This window comes from Microbacterium phosphatis (genome assembly GCF_049177115.1).
Classification (GTDB): Bacteria; Actinomycetota; Actinomycetes; order Actinomycetales; family Microbacteriaceae; genus Microbacterium; species Microbacterium phosphatis.
The window spans coordinates 1,631,034-1,649,199 of sequence record NZ_CP185370.1 but is presented as its reverse complement, the minus strand read 5'-3'; the positions used below and the strand labels follow the sequence as shown (position 1 = coordinate 1,649,199).

Sequence of the window (18,166 nt, the reverse complement as noted above, 5' to 3'; positions counted from 1 at the left end):
CGCCATGACCGCGCCATCGGCCCGCCTCGACTCGCTGCCGTTCACCCGCAGGCACCTGCGTCTGCTGACCGGATCCGGCGTGGGCTGGGCGCTCGACGCGATGGACGTCGGGCTGATCTCCTTCATCATCGCCGCGCTGGCGGTCGAGTGGCAGCTGAGCCCGGTCGAAACGTCGTGGATCGCCTCCGTCGGCTTCATCGGCATGGCTGTCGGCGCCAGCGTCGGCGGACTGCTCGCGGACCGGTTCGGACGCCGACAGGTGTTCGCGCTCACGCTGCTCGTCTACGGCGTGGCCACGGGCGCGAGCGCGCTGGTCGGGGGAGTGGGGGCGCTCCTGGTGCTGCGCTTCCTCGTCGGCCTGGGGCTCGGCTCCGAGCTGCCCGTCGCCTCCACCTACGTGAGCGAGTTCGCCCCCACCCGCATGCGCGGACGGCTTGTGGTGATCCTGGAGGCGTTCTGGGCGGTCGGCTGGACCGCGGCCGCCCTGATCGGCTACTTCGTCGTGCCGCTGGACGACGGATGGCGCTGGGCGTTCGCGGTCGGCGCCGTCCCTGCCGTCTACGCCCTCGTTGTGCGCTGGGCGCTGCCCGAGTCCCCGCGCTTCCTCGAGAGCAAGGGCCGGATCGCCGAGTCCGAGGCGGTGGTGCACCAGTTCGAGGTCGCGGCCGGCCGCCCCGTGACGCGGCACGAGTCACCCGTCGTCGACCCCGTCGAGGCGACCGCCCCGGTCGCGCCGCGGGGACTGGCGGCCGTCGCCGCGCTGTGGGCGCCCGCCCTGCGGATGCGCACGGGCGCGCTCTGGCTCGTGTGGTTCTGCGTGAACTTCTCCTACTACGGCGCCTTCATCTGGATCCCGTCGATTCTCTTCGCGCAGGGCTTCGATCTGGTGAAGTCCTTCGGCTTCACCCTGATCATCACGCTCGCGCAGCTGCCGGGGTACGCCGTCGCCGCCTGGCTGATCGAGAAGTGGGGGCGTCGCCCGACACTGGCGACCTTCCTCATCGGATCCGCCATCGCCGCGATCCTATTCGGCAACTCCAGCGCCGAGTGGCAGATCATCGCCGCGGGCATGGCGCTGTCCTTCTTCAACCTCGGCGCGTGGGGCGCGCTGTACGCGGTGACGCCCGAGCTCTACCCGACCGCGCTGCGCGGCACCGGATCGGGATGGGCAGCGGCCGCGGGGCGCATCGCGTCGATCGTGGGGCCCCTGTTCGTGCCGTGGGCGATGTCCGCCGGCGGCGCGCCGCTGCTGTTCGCCGTTTTCTCGGCCTTCTTCGCCATCGCGGCCGTCGGGGTGGTGCCGCTGGTCGAGCGGCGCGGTCAGTCTCTCGAGGAGCACCTGCCCGTCTGATCCGGGATCGAGCGCCGCCGTCCGCCGTAGACTGACGCGGTGTCAGCAGACGTGCGGTTCGTGGCCATCGGGGATTCGTTCACGGAGGGCGTCGGCGACGAGCTGCCGGACGGCACACCCCGGGGCTGGGCGGATCTCGTCGCCCAGGGCTGGGCGGACGGCCTCGGCCGCCCGATCGAGTACGCCAATCTCGCCATCCGCGGGCGCCTGGCCTGGCCGATCGTCGATGGTCAGCTCGAGGCGGCGCTCGCGCTGCGACCCACCCACCTGTCGTTCAACGGCGGCGGCAACGACATGCTGCGCCCCCGCACACCCCTGGATCGGATCGCCGACGCGTTCGATCAGGTGCTGCGGCGCTGCGACGAGGAGGGCGTGAAGATGATCCTGCTCTCGGGCGCCGACCCGACGGCGGGGCTGCCGCTCGGTCCGATGATCAGGCGCCGAGGAGACCAGCTCTCCGCCGTCGTCGAACGCCGCCTCGGCGGCCGGACCGACGTCGTCCGAGCGCTGAACTGGCCCGATCGCGAACTCGCCCTGGGGCCGTTCTGGGCCCCCGACCGCCTCCACATGAACGCGCGCGGCCACCACCGCGTGGCCGCCCGCGTGCTGACGGAACTGGGGATGGACCCGGATCCGGCCTGGTGGGACCTGCCGGCCGAGGACACGCAGGCGGGGGAGCGGCTGCGGGGGGCCGCGTATTACCGCGAGCACGTCGGCCCGTGGATCCGACGTCGCGTCACGCGGACGTCGTCCGGCGACAACCGCGTCGCGAAGTTCGCGGACTGGCAGCGGATCACGCCGCGCGGAATGCCCGCGTCGTCCTGAGGGTTGCACCCGTCGTGAAGAAGATCGGGTTCCTGTCCTTCGGTCACTGGACGCCGCATCCCGAGTCGGGCACCCGCAGCGCGGGTGACATGCTGCTGCAGTCGATCGATCTCGCCCAAGCCGTCGAGGACATCGGCGGTGACGGCGCCTATTTCCGGGTGCACCATTTCGCGCGCCAGATGAGCTCGCCGTTCCCGCTCCTCGCGGCGATCGGCGCCAAGACGTCGCGCATCGAGATCGGCACCGGCGTGATCGACATGCGGTACGAGAATCCGCTCTACATGCTCGAGGATGCGAGCTCGGCCGACCTGATCTCCGAGGGCCGGCTGCAGCTCGGCATCTCGCGTGGGTCACCCGAGCAGGTCATCGACGGATGGCGCCACTTCGGCTACCAGGTCGATGAGGACGACGCCGACGGCGCCGCCATGGCGCGCGGCAAGACCGAGCTGCTGCTGCAGCTGCTGGAGGGGCGCGGCTTCGCCGAGCCCAACCCGCGTCCGATGTTCCCGAACCCGCCCGGCCCGCTGCGGCTCGAGCCGCACTCCGAGGGACTGCGCGAGCGGATCTGGTGGGGTGCCGGCGCGAACGCCACCGCGGTGTGGGCCGCGCAGCAGGGCATGAACCTCATGAGCTCCACGCTGAAGTTCGACGAGACGGGCGAGCCGTTCCACGTTCAGCAGGCCGGGCAGATCCGGATGTTCCGCGAGGAGTGGGCCAAGCACGGCTGGGGATTCGAGCCGCGGGTGTCGGTGTCGCGCTCGATCGTCGCGATCACCGACCACCGCGACCGCCGCTACTTCGTGGGCGGCGGCGACCGGGAGGATCAGGTCGGCTATATCGACGCCAGCACCCGCGCGATCTTCGGTCGCTCGTACGCCGCCGAGCCCGAGGAGCTGATCGAGGAGCTGCGCCGCGACGAGGCGATCGCCGAGTCGGACACGCTGCTCATCACTATCCCGAGCCAGCTCGGCGTCGACTACAACACCCATCTGATCGAGTCGATCGTGAAGGACGTCGCCCCGGCGCTGGGCTGGCGCTGAGCGCCGCAGCGGTCAGTCGGCGCCGTCGACTGACCGCTCGGCCATCGCCGCGACCTCGGCGATCACACGCGGGTGCGCGAGGATGCGGAAGTGGCCGCCCGTCTCGAGCAGCACGTTCTCGGCGCCGCTCAGCTCGCTGCCCCCGGGGATGTGAGGGTCGAAGCGCCCGTACACCGACACGATCCGCGCGTTCACGGCCGTCTCGCGGGCGAGCGCCAGGATCGTCGCATCGCTCGGGGAGAAGCTGCGCAGCGTCGGCGTGAGCAGCAGCCGGGCGTACATCGACCCGGTGAAGGGCGTCGCGACGGCGACCATGCCGCGGATGCGATCGGCGGCCTGGCCGATCGCCATCGCGTGCTTGCCGATGAGCCCGCCCTTGCTGTGCGCCACGATCACCACGCCATGCAGATCCTGCGCGGTGAGGTAGTCGGACACCAGCTTCGCGCCGGCGGTGACCGGGAGGCGATTGTCGCGGAGCGGATCGATCACGTGGACGGGGTGCCCCCGGTCGTGCAGGGCGGCGGCGAGCGGCTGGAGGAAGCGCCACGATTCGTACACCCCCGGGATCATCACCACGGGAGCCAGCGAACCCGAACGGTAGCGCGCCGGATCGGTGTGATCGACGAACGCCCTCACCTGCCACGTCACGGCATAGGCGTAGTCGCCGATCCACCAGCCGAGGCGCCGGATCGCGCCCCTCACTGCGGCACCTCGGCGAGGAACCACTCGATCGCCTCGGCGACGGGGCGCGGCGCAGTGTGCTGCACGAGGTGCGGCTGTCCCGGCACCTCGACGAAGCGCGAGCGCGGGGCGCACCGGGCGACGGCGCGCGACCACTCCGGCCCGGCGATCGGATCACGACCGCCGCGCATCACGAGCAGCGGGGGCACCAGCTCGGCGGCCCGCTGCTCGAGCGGGTAGTCGATCATGTGCCGCACCTGACGGCCGTACCAGCGAGGGCCGCAGCGGGCGTACTCCACCAGGACCCGCGCGTTCGCGCTCGGCGGTTCGCGGAGGCTGTCGAGCCCGAGGGCGGCCGCCTGGGCGAACAGGGTGCGGTGGCGCGCGTCGGCGACGGGGCCGATCGCCACGACGTGCGTGACGAGGTCGGGGCGCTGGGCGCCGAGCTCGACCACCCACTGGGTGCCCATGGAGTCGCCCACCGCGACCACGGGGCCGATGCCGAGTCGCTCGAGGACCTCCGCGAGATCGCGCGCCATGTCGGCGATGTCGGGATCGCTGTCGGGGCGGGGCATCCCGCCGAAGCCCGGCAGGTCGAGCGTGTGCACGGTGTGCTTCGCGCTCAGCACCCGATGCAGACGAGAGAAGAGACGGTGCGAGATCCCGATGCCGTGGACGAGCACGAACTCGCGCCCACCCGGGACCGTCGGCGAGGAGAACACGCGGAATCGGCGGTCCTCGATGTCAACGATCCGCACCTTCGGCATCTGTCCATCTTCGGTGCGCGGGGCGATCGCCGGCCACCTCTTGACACCACCGGCGCGTCGCCCGACCCGAGCGGCACTCAGGAGGCGCCCCGGTACCCGACCATCCACGTGGGAACGATGCGGTACATCCGGATGTCCTCGCCCCAGGTCATCGGGTCGGTGCCGTAATGCGCCGCCCAGTGCGCGATGGTTTCGTCCCAGCCCGGGTCGGCGGGGGTGAGGCGCACCGCGGTGCCGTGCGTGAAGACCCCGATCCGCTCGCCGTCGATGTGCGCCGCGCTCACGCCGGGGCGCGCGGCGAGGTGACGGGCCTTGGCCGCTCGGCCGTCCGTCCCGAAGGTCCAGCGGCCGTGGATCAGATGCCCGTCCACCGCGCTCACGCGGGGCTCGCCCCGGGCGGTGACCGTGGCGAGGCTGAGCACCTTCATGCCCGCCAGCGCCTCGACCAGGGCGGCGGCGTCCAGGACATGATCGCCGCTGATGATGTCCTTCAGGTGCGCGGTGGAGGCACCGCGCGACGCGTCGAGCAGCCGCTGGAGGGCTGCGAGCTCTTCCGGGGTCTCGTACATGGGGGCGACGCTACGCCGGGCCTCCGACATCCCTGGCCTGCGGGCGCGGAAGCGGCCACACTCGAGTGCATGAGCGTCACCCCGTGGGTTCTGCACGTCGACATGGACCAGTTCATCGCCGCGGTCGAGGTGCTGCGTCGGCCCGAGCTGGCCGGGCGACCGGTGATCGTCGGCGGGCGGGGCGATCCGACCGAGCGGGCGGTCGTCTCCACCGCCTCCTACGAGGCGCGGGCGTACGGGATCGGATCCGGCATGCCGCTGAAGATCGCCGCACGCAAGGCGCCGGAGGACGCCGTCTTCCTCGCGGTAGATCATGCCGCGTACGAGGAGGCATCGGATCAGGTGATGGGCGCGCTGCGCGCCCTGCCCGGTGTGGTGGTGGAGGTGCTCGGATGGGACGAGTGCTTCCTGGGTGCGACCACGGATGATCCCGAATCGCTCGCCCGCGCCGCGCAGGCGGCGGTCCTCGAGGCGACCCGGCTGCACTGCACCGTCGGGATCGGCGACAACAAGGTGCGCGCGAAGATCGCGACGGAGTTCGGCAAGCCGCGCGGGGTGTTCCGCCTCACGGCCCACAACTGGTTCGAGGTCATGGGCGACAAGCCCACCCGCGCCCTGTGGGGAGTGGGCGCGAAGGTCGAGAAGCGCCTCGGCGCCCACGGCATCATAAGCGTCACGCAGCTCGCCGCCGCTGATCCGCAGATGCTGGTCGGCGAGTTCGGCCCCCGGATGGGCCTGTGGTACCACGAGCTCGGGCGCGGCATCGGGCCCGCCGTGGTCGACGATTCGCCCTGGGTCGCACGCGGGCGCAGTCGCGAGACCACCTATCAGCAGAACCTGGTCACGTCCGAGGAGGTGCGCGAGGCCGTGCGTGTGCTGGCCGAGCAGGTTCGCGAGGACTGCGTCGCCGAGGGCCGTGCCGTGAGCCGCGTCAACCTCAAGGTGAGGTACGCGCCATTCGACACCAAGACGATCGGCAGGAAGCTCCCCGAGCCGACCCTCGAGCGCGGGCCGATCGTCGACGCCGCGCTCGCACTCTGCGAGAAGCTCGAGCCGCGCGAGGTGCGCCTGCTGGGCGTCCGAGCCGAGATGGTGATGCCGAACGAGGGCGACCCGGTCGAGCGGACCCCGGTGCGCGGGAGGCTGTGAGCCTCACCCCGCCAGCAGCTCGGCCGTCGTCGTGACGCGCGCGAACCCGCCGCCGTGGAGATTGGCGGCGGTCACGGCCATCAGCGTCGCGGCCGCGACGGTGGATCCATCGGGCCCGGCGAGGTCGAAGGTGCGCGTCGCGTCGAGGGGCACAACAACGTCGAACCCCAGGTTGCCGCCCATCCGCGCGGTGGTCTCGACGCACATGTTCGTCTGGATGCCGCACACGATGATCCGCGAGATGCCGGATCCCCGCAGCCACGACTCGAGGTCGGGTTCGCCGTAGAAGGCCGAGTTCACGCTCTTCGTGACGAACAGCGCCGGATCGACGGCCGCGACGGCGTCGATGAGGGTGTTGCCCACGTGGGCGGGGTTGAGCGGGGACGAGGGCCCGATGCTGTCGTGCCGCACGACGACGATGGGCTCGCCCGACGCCTGCCACGTCGCGATGAGCCGGGCGACGTTGTCCTCGCACCCGGGTCGGTTGGTCGTCGGGCCCCAGGATGCGTCGTCGAAGCCCTGCTGCATGTCGATCACGATGAGTGCGGTGGTCACCCCTTCATTCCACACCCGATGACCGCGCGGATCCGGCCGCGGGGGATCCGGATCCTGCCAACCTCGCGGCGGGGGAGGATGGAGGCATGGAGGACATCGAGCTCGCCCGGATCCCCGCGGGCAGCGTGACGCTGCACGACGCGCGCACGCGCAGCCGCCGCACCGTCGAGCTCGAGCCGTTCGAGATCGGGGTCTTCGCCGTGACGCAGGAGCAGATGGCCGAGATCCTGGGCGACGCCTGGCCCGGCTCGGAGCGAGCGCACCCGCGTCGGCCGGCGACCGATCTCACCTGGCAGCGCGCGGTCCACTTCTGCAACGCCGCGTCGGAGTGGGAGGGGCTGGAGCCGGCCTACTCGTACGACGGCGAGACCGTCACCTGGCACGTCGACTCCGACGGCTATCGCCTGCCGACCGAGGCCGAGTGGGAGTACGCCTGCCGCGCCGGATCGACCGGCCCGCACTACGGCCTCCTGGGCGACATCGCATGGACCGCGGCCGACGGGCTGCGCGCCCCGCACGACGTGGGCGGGAGGATGCCGAACCTGTTCGGGTTGTTCGACACCCTCGGCAACGTCTGGGAATGGTGCTGGGATCTGCTCGATCCGGCGCGCTACGGCGACTACCGCGTCTTCCGCGGCGGCGGCTTCGCCGATGACGCGTTCAGCGTGCGCGCGGGCGTGCGGCGCGGTGGCGCGCCGCGCATGCACCACGACGATCTGGGCTTCCGCCTCGCCCGGGGCGGCTTCGACGGGAGCGAGGCGGCGCAGGGCTGGTCGGCCGCCGCCGATCGCGAGCGCGCCGAGGTGGACGGCCCGGTGCCCTTCGGCTGGACGCCGCTGCGCTGACCGGGGCGGGCCGGGATTCTCGGGCGCCGGCCCCATCGGCGGGGCAGCGGAGGAGGACGCACGAGGCTAGCCTCGTGGCATGACCTCCGCTCCGACCTGATCCGTCCCCTCCACGGCCGCGGCATCGCCGGCGTCTGCGCCGCCGTGGCCAATCGCTTCGACATGAACGTCACCGTGGTGCGCTTCCTGGCGCTGCTCGGGCTCCTGGCGGTGGGTGGCACGCTGCCGGTGTACATCGCGCTGTGGATCATCATCCCGTCCGAGTGAGGGGCCTCCCTCCTGCGACAATCGCAGGATGAGCACCGCAGTCGAGCCCGGGATCTACGAGCACTTCAAGGGCAGCCGATACGAGGTGATGGGCACCGGCCGTCACAGCGAGACGGAGGAGGAGCTCGTCTTCTACCGCAAGCTGTACGACGACTACAGCTTCTGGGTCCGGCCGCTCGCGATGTTCACCGGGCCGGTCGATCGCGACGGCTACCGCGGCCCGAGATTCCGCCGCGTCGCGTGAGGCGCCCATAGGCTGACCGCATGGCCTTCACGATCCACCGGCCCGCCGCGGCGGACTGGGAGAGGTTCCGCGAGCTGCGACTGCGGATGCTCGCCGACACCCCGATCGCGTTCGGAGAGACGCTCGAGCAGTCGCTCCTCTACATCGACGAGGAGTGGCAGATCCGGGCGGCGAATGCGAATGCCGGTGACAGCGCCGCCGTCGTGGCCGTCGCCGAGGACGGGGAGTGGATCGGCATCATGCGCGGCTATCGGTCGACGCAGCGCGGCCCCATGCTCGTGGGCGTGTTCGTCGATCCCCGCCACCGAGGCAGCCAGGCGGGCGTGGCGGACGCCCTTCTCGACGGCATCATCGACTGGGCCAGGGAGATGGGGAGCCCCGTGCTGCGGCTGGACGTCCACGCCGAGAACCCCCGCGCCATCGCCTTCTACCGCCGTCGTGGCTTCGCGCCGACCGGCAAGATCCTGCCCTACGCGCTGCCGCCCTACGGCGACGAGGTCGAGATGGAGCTGAGGCTCTGAATGCGCTCGGTCGTCGGTTGCTGATCGTCTCGGCCGGGGTCCTGGCGGTGCTGGCGGTGCTCGCCGGTCTGATCTGGTCGGGTGTGATCTGGCCGGGGCGGATCTTCGCGGCCGGTCATGATGTGCGCGGCGTCGACGTCTCGTCCTACCAGGGCGACATCGACTGGCCCGTGCTGGCCGACCAGGACATCGATTTCGCGTACATCAAGGCGACAGAGGGCTCATCCAGCATCGACTCGCGATTCGAGGCCAACTGGGCGGGAGCGAGCCAGACCGACCTGCTGATCGGCGCCTACCACTTCATGAGCTTCGAGACCCCCGGCGCGACTCAGGCGCAGCATGTGATCGACACCGTGCCGAAAGGGGGCGGCCTGCCGATCGCGGTCGACGTCGAGTTCTACGGCGGGTTCTTCCAGAACCCGCCGACACGCGACGAGGTCGACGCCATACTCGGCCCGCTGCTGGAGCGCCTCGAGCAGCACTACGGCTCCGCTCCGGTCATCTACGCCACCCCCGAGGCCTACGGCCGCTATATCTCGGGGGCCTACGCGGACAGTCCGATCTGGATCCGATCCGTGGTGCTGCCGCCCGCGCTCGATGACGGCCGGGACTGGACGATCTGGCAGTACTCGCACCGCGACCGCCTCGCGGGCTACGACGGCGACGAGGAGTACATCGACATGAACGCGTTCGCGGGGTCGCTCGACGACCTCCGCGGGCTCGTCGAGGGGCGCTGACTCCCCGCGCCCACCCGCTAGGTTCGCTCCATGGACCTGGAAGAGATCTGGCCGATCTTCGGGCTCGAGATCGAGACCCCTCGGCTGCTGCTCCGCCCTATCCGCGACGCGGATCTGCCGGGACTGGTGGATGCCGCGATCGCCGGCATCCACGATCCGTCGCGGATGCCGTTCGGTGCGCCCTGGACCGACGCCGCTCCGACGGACCTGCCCCGCAACACCGCCGCGTTCCAGTGGCACCTGCGTGGCCAGGTGTCTCCGCGCAACTGGCACATCGCGTTCGCCATCCATCACGAGGGACGGATCATCGGCTCCCAGGACCTCTCCGCCTATCAGTTCGCCGACCGACGGACGGTGAACACCGGATCCTGGCTCACCCGAAGCGCACACGGCAGGGGTCTCGGCACGGAGATGCGCGCGGCGCTGCTGCAGTTCGCCTTCGACGAGCTGGGCGCGGAATGGGCGGAGTCGAGCGCGGCGGCGTGGAACGACGCGTCGCTCGGGGTCTCTCGGAAGCTCGGCTATGAGCTCAACGGTGTCACCCGAGTGTCGCCGCGCGCGGGCGAGCCCGTCGACGAGCAGCGTGTGCGACTCTCGCGGGCGCGCTTCGTGCGCCCGGACTGGACGATCGCTGTGCGCGGCGCAGCGCCGGTGCTCGCTCAACTCGAGATCCAGCCGGTGCGCTGACCCACCCGGCGCGAATCAGCCCTGCGACTGCTGGTCGGCGATCGCGGCGCGCACCTGCTCCATGTCGAGGGCACGGGCCTGGCTGATCAGGTCGTCGAGGGCAGCCTTCGGCAGCGCGCCGGCCTGGCGGAACAGGCCCACGCCGTCACGGAACACCATGAGGGTCGGGATCGCCTGCACGCCGAGCGCGGACGAGAGCTCGGGGTGCGCCTCCGAGTCGACCTTGCCGAAGGTGATGTCGGGGTTCTCGGACGCCGCGGCGTCGTAGATCGGCGCGAACGCCTTGCAGGGTCCGCACCACTCGGCCCAGACGTCGACGAGGACGATGCCATCGCCCGTCACGGTCGGCTCGAAGGTGTCGGCGGTCAGTTCGACGGTGCTCATGCGTCCATTCTGCGCCGGTTCAGGCCGGTGGGGCCGGGTTCTCGAAGGCGCGTCAGCGCAGGTGCTGCAGGCCCACCCGCAGGCGGCGCAGCTGGAAGCGCGCGCGGGAGAGGCGGGGGCGTGCCAGCGTCAGCCCCGTATCGCCGGCGATCCACTCGACCACCTCATCCGTCGTCCGCCCATCGGTCGCGACATGGGTCGCGTAGCGGTCCTGCGCCAGCGCGGCCACGCACCGGGGGATCTGCTGCACGGCCCAGGTCTCGCGACGGAGGCCGGAGCGGACGAAGGCGATGCGGGTGCTGAGGCGGCGCAGCAGTGTTTCGGGCGAGGCGGTGAGCGCGTAGTGACGCACGTCGACGCCCCGTGAGCGCAGTCCGCCGATGATCTCGTCGAAGTACGCGTCGTCGACGATCGTCATCGGCACGAGCGTCACGCCGTGGTGCGCAGCCTCGGCCCGCTGCAGGGTCTCCACCACGGCGGATCGCCACGCGGGGAGATCCTGGAAGTCGCCGCGGGCGGGGGAGGGGAGCATGCGGTGCATCGCGAACCCGATGAGCTCGGGATCGGCCACATGTGCGCCGGCCAGTCGCCGCTGCAGCTCGAACGCCGTATGGGTCTTGCCCGCGCCGAACGCCCCGTTGATCCAGATGAGCACGGGGCGATTCTAGGGTCGACGGCATCGCGGGCGTGTGTAGCTTTGGGGAGCATGACGAGCCTCACCGCCGACGCCCACGTGCACAGCGAGTGGTCCTGGGACGCGGGGTCGGATCCCGCATCGGTCGGCACGATGGATCGGATCTGCGCGCGGGCGGTGCGGATCGGGCTGCCGGGGATCGTCTTCACCGAGCATCTCGATCTCGACGATGCGTGGGCGGTGGAGGTCCCCTCCGACATCGGCACCACCGCGCAGGCGTACGTCGACGAGAGGGGGCGGGTGCGGCTGCCCGCCTTCGACGTCGACGGCTACCTGGAGGCCGTGGACCGGTGCCGGCATGCGTATCCGGAGATGCGGATCCTCACCGGAGTGGAGTTCGGACAGCCGCATCTCTGGGACGCCCAGGCCGCCGCGCTGCTCGGCAGCGGCGCGATCGACCGTGTGAACGGCTCGCTGCACATGCTCCCGTTCGGGGACGCACTGCGCACGGAGCCGACGACGCTCTACCACCGGACGCCGGCCGACGACGTGATGTGGGCGTACCTCGACGAGATCCCGCGGATGGCCGCCGGGTCGGATTCATTCGAGGTCTTCACGCACATCGACTTCGCCGTGAGGTCCTGGCCCACGTGGGACGCCGGCCCCTTCGACGCGCGGCGCTTCGAGGAGGGGTTCCGCGGGGCGATGCGGGCGCTGGCGGGGTCGGGCCGCGCCCTCGAGATGAACACCCGGAGGCTCTGGCCGTGGATCCCGCAGTGGTGGGCGGAGGAGGGAGGCCGCTCGGTGACCTTCGGCAGCGACGCACACGACGCCGAGACCCTGGCCGCGAACTTCCCGGAGGCGATGGCCATGGTCGAGTCGTTCGGCTTCCGTCCCGGTCGGCGGCCCGAGGACTTCTGGACACGGTGATCGCCATGGAGCCGTGGGAGCTGCACGAATGGCACGCCGACTTCCTCGACGCGTGCAACCGGCACGATATCGAACTGGTGCGCGGGTTCCTGGACCCCGCCGTGCGCCGGGCCCACCTCCCGGGCGGCGCGGACGCCTGGCTCGAGGACCTCGCCGATCTCTTCGTCGCGTTTCCGGACTGGCGCTGGCGTCGGATCCAGGTCGTCGCCGAGGACGACCGCCTCGCCGTGCACCTCCGGGGGAGCGGAACCCACCTCGGGGCCTACCGGGGCGTCGTCGCCACCCGCCGCCACGCGAACGTCGCCGAGTACGCGATGTATCGCGTCGTGCGCGGACGGATCGTCGAGGCATCCGGATCGGCCAGCCACTTCGAGCTGCTTGATCAGCTCGGCGCCTCCGGGGCACGCTGAGCCGGCCCTGAGAGAGCGTCACCGCGGGGGACGGCGCGGGGTGGTTCGAGGACCCTGTGGAGAATCATCGTTCTGACATAATGTGCATTATCGGCAAGTGAGTACAGAACGGCGAGAGGGGTGTTCCGCCTCGGGGTCTTGTCAGTGCGCGACGTCCGACAGGCTCGGCGAGACGACGAACCGGTCCACCTCGATCCGTAGCGCCACGCGCTCCGGATTGGGCCGCGGCGTGCGGTAACGGGCGGCGTACATCGCCTCGGCGCGCCTCACCGAGTCGGCGTCCTCGAGCACACGCGCCGACCCCTCCAGCGTCGACCAGTGACGACCGTCGACCTGGCAGGCCGCGATCAGCGGGTTGCGCGCGACGTGACGGGTCTTCCAAGACGTCCGCGACGTGATGACCCAGGCGCAGCTCTGCTCGACATCCAGGGCGACGCCCACCGGCGTCACGTGCGGGCGGCCGTCAGCCCGGAGCGTCGTCAGGGTGCAGAGGTGACGCTCCGTCCAGAAGTCCAGGAGCGCCGTCGGAAAGTCGTCCCAGCCGGGCCGCCACGAAGTCATTCGCCCATCGTCGCACGGCGCGAGGAGCGCAGGACTCCCCTCCGATATATCACTCAGCCCTAGGCGCCGACGTACCGGGCCAGATGTTCGCCCGTCAGCGTCGACTTCGCGCTCACCAGGTCCGCCGGGGTGCCCTCGAAGACGATGCGCCCGCCGTCGTGACCGGCACCCGGGCCGAGGTCGATGATCCAGTCGGCGTGCGCCATCACCGCCTGATGGTGCTCGATCACGATCACCGTCTTGCCCGAGTCGACGAGACGATCCAGCAGCCCCAGGAGATTCGACACATCCGCGAGGTGCAGGCCCGTGGTCGGCTCGTCGAGCACGTAGACGTCGGCCTTCTCCCCCATCTGGTTCGCCAGCTTGATGCGCTGCCGCTCGCCGCCCGACAGGGTCGAGAGCGGCTGACCGATCGTCAGGTAGCCGAGCCCGACGTCCTCCAGGCGCCCGAGGATCGCCGCGGCGGCCGGGATCTTCGCCTCGCCCTCGGAGAAGAACGGCCGCGCCTCCGACACCGGCAGGTCGAGCACCTCGGTGATGTCCTTCCCGCCCAGCTTGTAGTCGAGCACCGCGGCCTGGAACCGCTTGCCGCCGCAGTCCTCGCACGGGGTCTCGACGGTGTCCATGAACCCGAGCTCGGTGATGATCACGCCCGCGCCCTTGCACGTCGGGCACGCGCCCTCGGAGTTCGCGCTGAACAGCGCCGGCTTCACGCCGTTGGCCTTGGCGAACGCCTTCCGGATCGGCTCGAGCAGCCCCGTGTAGGTGGCGGGGTTGCTGCGACGCGAGCCCTTGATCGCGCCCTGGTCGATCGAGACCACACCCTCCCGTCCCGAGACCGAGCCGTGGATCAGCGAGCTCTTTCCGGATCCGGCGACGCCCGTCACGACGGTGAGGACGCCGAGGGGCACGTCGACGTCGACGTCGCGGAGGTTGTTGCCCGTGGCTCCGCGCACCTCGATCGCGCCCGTGCGCTCCCGCACCGCGGGCTTCAGCTCGGCGCGATAGTCGAGGTGCGTGCCGGTCAGGGTGCCGCTCGCCTTGAGCCCCTCGAGGGTGCCCTCGAAGCAGATCGTGCCACCCGCGGTTCCGGCGCCGGGCCCGAGGTCGACGACGTGGTCGGCGATCGCGATCGTCTCCGGCTTGTGCTCGACGACCAACACGGTGTTGCCCTTGTCGCGCAGCTCTCGCAGGAGCCCGTTCATGCGCTGGATGTCGTGCGGGTGCAGGCCGATCGTCGGCTCGTCGAAGACGTACGTGACGTCGGTGAGGGACGAGCCGAGGTGGCGGAGCATCTTGATGCGCTGCGCCTCTCCCCCGCTGAGCGTCCCCGACGGACGCTCGAGGCTGAGGTACCCGAGGCCCAGCTCGACGAACGCGTCGAGGTTCTTCTGCAGCGCCGCCAGCAGCGGCCCCGAGCCCGGGATGTCGAGTGACCGCACCCAGTCGGCCAAGTCCGTGACCTGCATACGACACGCATCCGCGATCGACTTGCCGTCGATCTTCGACGAGCGCGCGCCCTCGGTCAGGCGGGTCCCGTCGCACTCCGGGCAGGTGGCGAAGGAGGCGACCTTCTCGACGAACGCGCGGATGTGAGGCTGGAGGGCGTCGAGGTCCTTCGACAGCATCGACTTGGTGATCTTGGGGATCAGACCCTCGTAGGTCATGTTGATCCCGCTGATCTTGACCTTCGTCACCTCGCCGTAGAGGAAGAGGTGCCGCTGCTTCTCGCTGAACGACGAGATCGGCTTGTCGGCCGGGTAGAACCCCGACTCGGAGAAGCCCTTCACCATCCAGCCGTCGGCCGTATAGCCGGGCACCTGGATGGCGCCGTCGTTCAGCGACTTCGACTCGTCGACGACCTTCGACAGATCGATGTCCGACACCGCTCCCCTGCCCTCGCAGCGAGGGCACATGCCGCCGAGGTAGATCGCGTCCTTGACGATCTTCTTCTCGCCGTTCGCCCCGGTCATCACCCCGGAGGCCTTCTGCGTCGGGATGTTGAACGAGAACGCGGTCGGCCCCCCGATGTACGGCTTCCCGAGCTTCGAGAACAGGATGCGCAGCATCGCGTTCGCGTCCGTGACGGTGCCGACCGTGGAACGAGGGTTGGCGCCGAGGCGCTCCTGATCGACCAGGATCGCGGTGGTCAGCCCCTCGAGGACGTCCACGTCCGGGCGCGGCACCGACGGCATGAAGCCCTGCACGAACGCGCTGTAGGTCTCGTCGATCATGCGCCGCGACTCGGCCGCGATGGTGTCGAAGACCAGCGAGCTCTTGCCCGATCCGGAGACGCCGGTGAAGACCGTCAGGCGCCGCTTCGGGATCTCGACGCTGACGTCTTTGAGATTGTTCTCGCGCGCACCCTGCACGCGGATGAGGTCGTGGCTGTCGGCGGTGTGCACCGGCGGCTCCTTCTCTGGGATCGGGCGGGATCGGGCGTGGGAGGCCGCGCGGGTCAGCCGCGCTGCTGGATGCGGACCATGTTGCCCGCCGGGTCGCGCAGAGCGAAGTCGCGCAGGCCGTAGGCCTGGTCGATGGGCTCCTGCACGATGTCGATGTCGGGGGCGGCCTGCACCTGCTCGAAGAGCGCGTCCACATCGGGGGTCGCGAGGACGATCCCGCCGTAGGTGCCCTTGGCCATCATCTCGAGGATCATCTGGCGCTCGTCATCGGTGATGCCCGGGTCGACCGCGGGTGGGGTGAGCACGATCGAGGTGTCGGGCTGACCGGAGGGGCCCACGGTGATCCAGCGCATGTTCTCGTGGCCGACGTCGAGGCGCACCTCGAAGCCGAGCACGTCGCGGTAGAAGGCGAGCGAGGCCTCCGGGTCGGCGTGAGGCAGGAAGCTGGCGTTGATGGTGGTGTTCATGGCGCTCACGCTATTTCTCTCTCCGGGGCCGTGCTTCTCGATTCCTGATCGGTCTCGTGACCGACTTCACCACGAGCGACGGCAGCCCCTCAAGAGCATTGCCCGCGTTGCGCCGGTACTCCCCCGGCGACATGCCCACCAGCTCGGTGAACCGCGTGCTGAACGTGCCGAGCGACGCGCATCCCACCTCGAAGCAGACGTCCGTCACGCTCAGGTCGCCTCGCCGCAACAGCGTCATCGCGCGCTCGATCCGCCGCGTCATCAGATAGCTGTACGGCGACTCGCCGTAGGCGGCCTTGAACTGACGGCTGAGGTGCCCGGCGGACATGTGCACGCCACGGGCGAGGGACTCGACGTCCAGCGGCTTCGCGTACTCGCGATCCATCCGGTCGCGCACGCGGCGCAGCAGCGCGAGATCGCGGAGGCGGGCGTCGTCGGCGGGCACGATGCGATCGTGCCAGGGACGACCGACATCCGCGGACGCGGCGCGGGATCAGACGCGCGGTGCGTCCTGCGGGCTGAACTTGGGGGCCGGCGGCACCCAGTTCTCGAGCGCGTTGAGCAGGCCCCGCGGGCTCGACACCACGATCAGGGAATCGCGGAACTCGTCCTTGACGAAGCCCTCCTCGACCATCCGATCGACCATGGTCAGCATGGGGCGCCAGAACCCGCGCACGTCGTAGATCACGACGGGCTTGCGGTGGATGCCGAGCTGCAGCCAGGTCCAGACCTCGAAGAACTCCTCCAGCGTGCCGATGCCGCCCGGCAGGGCGACGAAGGCGTCCCCGAGCTCGGCCATGCGCATCTTACGGGCGTGCATGTCGGCGACGATCTCGAACGTCGTGAGGTTCGGGTGAGCCATCTCCTTGTCGACGAGGGCCTCCGGCATCACGCCGTGCACCTCGCCGCCGGCGGCGCGTGCCGCTGTGGACACCGCACCCATGAGCCCGACATTCCCCCCGCCGTATACGAGGTGGATGCCGCGGGCCGCGAGCGCCTCGCCCACGTCCACCGCCGCGCGGGTGTACTGCGGGTGCGATCCCGATGCGGAGCCCGTGAAGACGGTGACGGCCGCGATGGGAGGCGTGGCCTCGCCGACCGGCACGGGGACAGGCGTGGTGGTGCTCATGCCGCCAGCCTACGGGCGTAGGTTGAAGGGTGTGACCGTCTTGACACCGCCGCGCCGCGTTCCCCGAGGCGCAGCGTGATCGGGGTCCTGACAGGGTTCGCGGTCGTCGGGCTCGCGATCGCCACCGGCTACATCGTGGCCCGGATCGACCTGCTCGGCGAGCATGCGCGCTACGTGCTCAGCCGTCTCACCTTCTTCGTGCTGAACCCGTTCCTGCTGTTCGCGGTGCTCGCGGACGCGAACCTCAGCCTGCTGTTCTCCGCGCTCCTCCCGGTGTCGCTGCTCGCATCCCTCACGATGTTCGCCATCTATGCGCTCATCGCCCGACTCGTCTGGAAGCGCGGGATCACGGAGGTCGTGATCGGCGCGATGGGCGCCGGCTACGTGAACGGCAACAACATCGGCATCCCGATCGCCACCTACCTGCTCGGCAGCGGCGCTTATGCCGCGCCGGTGATCCTGATCCAGCTCCTGCTCTTCACGCCGGCCGTGCTCACGGTGTTCGACACCGCCACGAGCGGCGCCGAGGCCGGATGGCGGGGCCTGCGCAAGGCGCTGGGGCGCACGATGCGCAACCCGATGATCATCGGCGCGGCGCTCGGGGTGCTCGTCGCCGTCAGCGGGCTCGAGCTGCCGACCATCGTCATGGCGCCGATCGAGCTGATCGCCGGCGCCGCGGTCCCCGTCCTGCTGCTCGGCTTCGGCATGTCGCTGTACGGCCAGCGGGTCCTGACGACCCGGGCATCGCGGGCCGACGTCCTGCTCTCGACCGCGATGAAGCTCCTTCTGATGCCCGTCGCCGCGTGGGCGATCGGGCTGCTGTTCCACCTCGATGCCCACGCGATGCTCGTCGTCGTGGTGCTCGCGAGCCTGCCGAGCGCGCAGAACGTGTTCAACTACGCCCAGCGCTACGGCGTGGGCGAGGTGCTCGCGCGCGACGTCGTGTTCCTCACGACCTTCGGCTGCATCCCCGTCGTGTTCGCGTCGGCGATGATCTTCGCCGTCTGA

At 70.5% G+C, this 18,166-nt stretch carries 24 protein-coding genes; 13 read left to right on the top strand and 11 right to left on the bottom strand.

The window, feature by feature from the left end; translation table 11 throughout:
• Positions 1-4 precede the first annotated feature (4 nt).
• Genes ACOKGD_RS07865 through ACOKGD_RS07855 form a run of 3 tightly spaced genes read left to right on the top strand, consistent with a single transcriptional unit; the run spans position 5 to position 3,216 of the window.
• Complete coding sequence (locus ACOKGD_RS07865; RefSeq protein WP_342334723.1) at positions 5-1,351, top strand: MFS transporter; 1,347 nt, start codon at positions 5-7, stop codon at positions 1,349-1,351.
• Positions 1,352-1,390: 39 nt separating this feature from the next.
• Positions 1,391-2,176, top strand: a complete 786-nt coding sequence (locus tag ACOKGD_RS07860; protein ID WP_342334724.1) for an SGNH/GDSL hydrolase family protein — start codon at positions 1,391-1,393, stop codon at positions 2,174-2,176.
• Positions 2,177-2,190: 14 nt separating this feature from the next.
• Positions 2,191-3,216, top strand: coding sequence for an LLM class flavin-dependent oxidoreductase (locus tag ACOKGD_RS07855; protein ID WP_342334725.1), 1,026 nt, complete (start codon positions 2,191-2,193; stop codon positions 3,214-3,216).
• A 12-nt stretch (positions 3,217-3,228) separates the two neighbouring features.
• Here ACOKGD_RS07855 and ACOKGD_RS07850 read toward each other — a convergent pair whose 3' ends face one another.
• From ACOKGD_RS07850 to ACOKGD_RS07840, 3 genes are all read right to left on the bottom strand, one after another.
• Positions 3,229-3,918: an esterase/lipase family protein gene (locus tag ACOKGD_RS07850; protein ID WP_342334726.1), complete on the bottom strand. Its 690-nt coding sequence runs from the start codon at positions 3,916-3,918 to the stop codon at positions 3,229-3,231.
• Positions 3,915-4,664 (bottom strand): alpha/beta fold hydrolase, encoded by a 750-nt coding sequence (locus tag ACOKGD_RS07845; protein ID WP_342334727.1) that lies wholly within the window; start codon positions 4,662-4,664, stop codon positions 3,915-3,917. Before ACOKGD_RS07845 ends, ACOKGD_RS07850 begins: the two co-directional genes overlap by 4 nt.
• Before the next feature lie 77 nt (positions 4,665-4,741).
• Positions 4,742-5,233: a pyridoxamine 5'-phosphate oxidase family protein gene (locus tag ACOKGD_RS07840; protein WP_342334728.1), complete on the bottom strand. Its 492-nt coding sequence runs from the start codon at positions 5,231-5,233 to the stop codon at positions 4,742-4,744.
• Positions 5,234-5,302: 69 nt separating this feature from the next.
• Here ACOKGD_RS07840 and ACOKGD_RS07835 point away from each other — a divergent pair, with 69 nt between their 5' ends.
• The gene (locus ACOKGD_RS07835) at positions 5,303-6,382 is read left to right on the top strand and encodes a DNA polymerase IV (RefSeq protein WP_342334729.1); all 1,080 of its coding nucleotides are present in this window, start codon (positions 5,303-5,305) and stop codon (positions 6,380-6,382) included.
• A gap of 3 nt (positions 6,383-6,385) precedes the next feature.
• Here the strand turns inward: ACOKGD_RS07835 and ACOKGD_RS07830 are convergent, their stop codons facing one another.
• Entirely contained in the window at positions 6,386-6,937 is a 552-nt protein-coding gene (locus tag ACOKGD_RS07830) for a cysteine hydrolase family protein (RefSeq protein ID WP_342334730.1), read from the bottom strand.
• An 86-nt stretch (positions 6,938-7,023) separates the two neighbouring features.
• On the opposite strand from ACOKGD_RS07830, the gene ACOKGD_RS07825 reads away from it, so the two are divergent.
• From ACOKGD_RS07825 to ACOKGD_RS07800, 6 genes are read left to right on the top strand one after another with little or no spacing between them, the layout of a single operon-like run.
• On the top strand, positions 7,024-7,782 hold the full coding sequence (locus ACOKGD_RS07825; RefSeq protein WP_342334731.1) for a formylglycine-generating enzyme family protein: 759 nt from the start codon (positions 7,024-7,026) through the stop codon (positions 7,780-7,782).
• 15 nt (positions 7,783-7,797) lie between these two features.
• Entirely contained in the window at positions 7,798-8,049 is a 252-nt protein-coding gene (locus ACOKGD_RS07820) for a PspC domain-containing protein (RefSeq protein WP_421355118.1), read from the top strand.
• 28 nt (positions 8,050-8,077) lie between these two features.
• On the top strand, positions 8,078-8,293 hold the full coding sequence (locus ACOKGD_RS07815) for a DUF1653 domain-containing protein (protein WP_342334732.1): 216 nt from the start codon (positions 8,078-8,080) through the stop codon (positions 8,291-8,293).
• A 20-nt stretch (positions 8,294-8,313) separates the two neighbouring features.
• Positions 8,314-8,814: a GNAT family N-acetyltransferase gene (locus ACOKGD_RS07810; RefSeq protein ID WP_342334733.1), complete on the top strand. Its 501-nt coding sequence runs from the start codon at positions 8,314-8,316 to the stop codon at positions 8,812-8,814.
• A gap of 17 nt (positions 8,815-8,831) precedes the next feature.
• Positions 8,832-9,551, top strand: a complete 720-nt coding sequence (locus ACOKGD_RS07805) for a GH25 family lysozyme (RefSeq protein ID WP_342334734.1) — start codon at positions 8,832-8,834, stop codon at positions 9,549-9,551.
• 30 nt (positions 9,552-9,581) lie between these two features.
• The gene (locus ACOKGD_RS07800; RefSeq protein WP_342334735.1) at positions 9,582-10,238 is read left to right on the top strand and encodes a GNAT family N-acetyltransferase; all 657 of its coding nucleotides are present in this window, start codon (positions 9,582-9,584) and stop codon (positions 10,236-10,238) included.
• A 15-nt stretch (positions 10,239-10,253) separates the two neighbouring features.
• Here the strand turns inward: ACOKGD_RS07800 and ACOKGD_RS07795 are convergent, their stop codons facing one another.
• Together ACOKGD_RS07795 and ACOKGD_RS07790 are read right to left on the bottom strand one after the other, a co-directional pair.
• Positions 10,254-10,622, bottom strand: a complete 369-nt coding sequence (locus ACOKGD_RS07795) for a thioredoxin family protein (RefSeq protein WP_342334736.1) — start codon at positions 10,620-10,622, stop codon at positions 10,254-10,256.
• A 52-nt stretch (positions 10,623-10,674) separates the two neighbouring features.
• The gene (locus tag ACOKGD_RS07790; RefSeq protein WP_342334737.1) at positions 10,675-11,277 is read right to left on the bottom strand and encodes an AAA family ATPase; all 603 of its coding nucleotides are present in this window, start codon (positions 11,275-11,277) and stop codon (positions 10,675-10,677) included.
• 51 nt (positions 11,278-11,328) lie between these two features.
• On the opposite strand from ACOKGD_RS07790, the gene ACOKGD_RS07785 reads away from it, so the two are divergent.
• Entirely contained in the window at positions 11,329-12,186 is an 858-nt protein-coding gene (locus ACOKGD_RS07785; protein ID WP_342334738.1) for a PHP domain-containing protein, read from the top strand.
• 5 nt (positions 12,187-12,191) lie between these two features.
• Positions 12,192-12,596 (top strand): ester cyclase, encoded by a 405-nt coding sequence (locus ACOKGD_RS07780; RefSeq protein ID WP_342335515.1) that lies wholly within the window; start codon positions 12,192-12,194, stop codon positions 12,594-12,596.
• 141 nt (positions 12,597-12,737) lie between these two features.
• Here ACOKGD_RS07780 and ACOKGD_RS07775 read toward each other — a convergent pair whose 3' ends face one another.
• The 5 genes from ACOKGD_RS07775 to ACOKGD_RS07755 form a co-directional block, all read right to left on the bottom strand.
• Positions 12,738-13,157 (bottom strand): PPOX class F420-dependent oxidoreductase, encoded by a 420-nt coding sequence (locus tag ACOKGD_RS07775; protein WP_342334739.1) that lies wholly within the window; start codon positions 13,155-13,157, stop codon positions 12,738-12,740.
• 59 nt (positions 13,158-13,216) lie between these two features.
• Positions 13,217-15,562 (bottom strand): excinuclease ABC subunit UvrA, encoded by a 2,346-nt coding sequence (locus tag ACOKGD_RS07770; RefSeq protein ID WP_342334740.1) that lies wholly within the window; start codon positions 15,560-15,562, stop codon positions 13,217-13,219.
• 53 nt (positions 15,563-15,615) lie between these two features.
• The gene (locus tag ACOKGD_RS07765; protein ID WP_342334741.1) at positions 15,616-16,029 is read right to left on the bottom strand and encodes a VOC family protein; all 414 of its coding nucleotides are present in this window, start codon (positions 16,027-16,029) and stop codon (positions 15,616-15,618) included.
• Between the two features lie 10 nt (positions 16,030-16,039).
• Positions 16,040-16,414, bottom strand: a complete 375-nt coding sequence (locus ACOKGD_RS07760; protein ID WP_342335516.1) for a helix-turn-helix transcriptional regulator — start codon at positions 16,412-16,414, stop codon at positions 16,040-16,042.
• Positions 16,415-16,522: 108 nt separating this feature from the next.
• The gene (locus ACOKGD_RS07755) at positions 16,523-17,158 is read right to left on the bottom strand and encodes a TIGR00730 family Rossman fold protein (RefSeq protein WP_342334742.1); all 636 of its coding nucleotides are present in this window, start codon (positions 17,156-17,158) and stop codon (positions 16,523-16,525) included.
• A gap of 75 nt (positions 17,159-17,233) precedes the next feature.
• Here ACOKGD_RS07755 and ACOKGD_RS07750 point away from each other — a divergent pair, with 75 nt between their 5' ends.
• Positions 17,234-18,166: an AEC family transporter gene (locus tag ACOKGD_RS07750; protein WP_342334743.1), complete on the top strand. Its 933-nt coding sequence runs from the start codon at positions 17,234-17,236 to the stop codon at positions 18,164-18,166.

Excerpts from the sequence above, each read along its gene's own strand:
- ACOKGD_RS07865 (WP_342334723.1), top strand. The coding sequence starts at position 5 with ATGACCGCGCCATCGGCCCGCCTCGACTCGCTGCCGTTCACCCGCAGG.
- ACOKGD_RS07845 (WP_342334727.1), bottom strand. The coding sequence starts at position 4,664 with ATGCCGAAGGTGCGGATCGTTGACATCGAGGACCGCCGATTCCGCGTG.
- ACOKGD_RS07840 (WP_342334728.1), bottom strand. The coding sequence starts at position 5,233 with ATGTACGAGACCCCGGAAGAGCTCGCAGCCCTCCAGCGGCTGCTCGAC.
- ACOKGD_RS07835 (WP_342334729.1), top strand. The coding sequence starts at position 5,303 with ATGAGCGTCACCCCGTGGGTTCTGCACGTCGACATGGACCAGTTCATC.
- ACOKGD_RS07825 (WP_342334731.1), top strand. The coding sequence starts at position 7,024 with ATGGAGGACATCGAGCTCGCCCGGATCCCCGCGGGCAGCGTGACGCTG.
- ACOKGD_RS07815 (WP_342334732.1), top strand. The coding sequence starts at position 8,078 with ATGAGCACCGCAGTCGAGCCCGGGATCTACGAGCACTTCAAGGGCAGC.
- ACOKGD_RS07810 (WP_342334733.1), top strand. The coding sequence starts at position 8,314 with ATGGCCTTCACGATCCACCGGCCCGCCGCGGCGGACTGGGAGAGGTTC.
- ACOKGD_RS07800 (WP_342334735.1), top strand. The coding sequence starts at position 9,582 with ATGGACCTGGAAGAGATCTGGCCGATCTTCGGGCTCGAGATCGAGACC.
- ACOKGD_RS07795 (WP_342334736.1), bottom strand. The coding sequence starts at position 10,622 with ATGAGCACCGTCGAACTGACCGCCGACACCTTCGAGCCGACCGTGACG.
- ACOKGD_RS07785 (WP_342334738.1), top strand. The coding sequence starts at position 11,329 with ATGACGAGCCTCACCGCCGACGCCCACGTGCACAGCGAGTGGTCCTGG.
- ACOKGD_RS07780 (WP_342335515.1), top strand. The coding sequence starts at position 12,192 with ATGGAGCCGTGGGAGCTGCACGAATGGCACGCCGACTTCCTCGACGCG.
- ACOKGD_RS07775 (WP_342334739.1), bottom strand. The coding sequence starts at position 13,157 with ATGACTTCGTGGCGGCCCGGCTGGGACGACTTTCCGACGGCGCTCCTG.
- ACOKGD_RS07765 (WP_342334741.1), bottom strand. The coding sequence starts at position 16,029 with ATGAACACCACCATCAACGCCAGCTTCCTGCCTCACGCCGACCCGGAG.
- ACOKGD_RS07760 (WP_342335516.1), bottom strand. The coding sequence starts at position 16,414 with ATGGATCGCGAGTACGCGAAGCCGCTGGACGTCGAGTCCCTCGCCCGT.
- ACOKGD_RS07755 (WP_342334742.1), bottom strand. The coding sequence starts at position 17,158 with ATGAGCACCACCACGCCTGTCCCCGTGCCGGTCGGCGAGGCCACGCCT.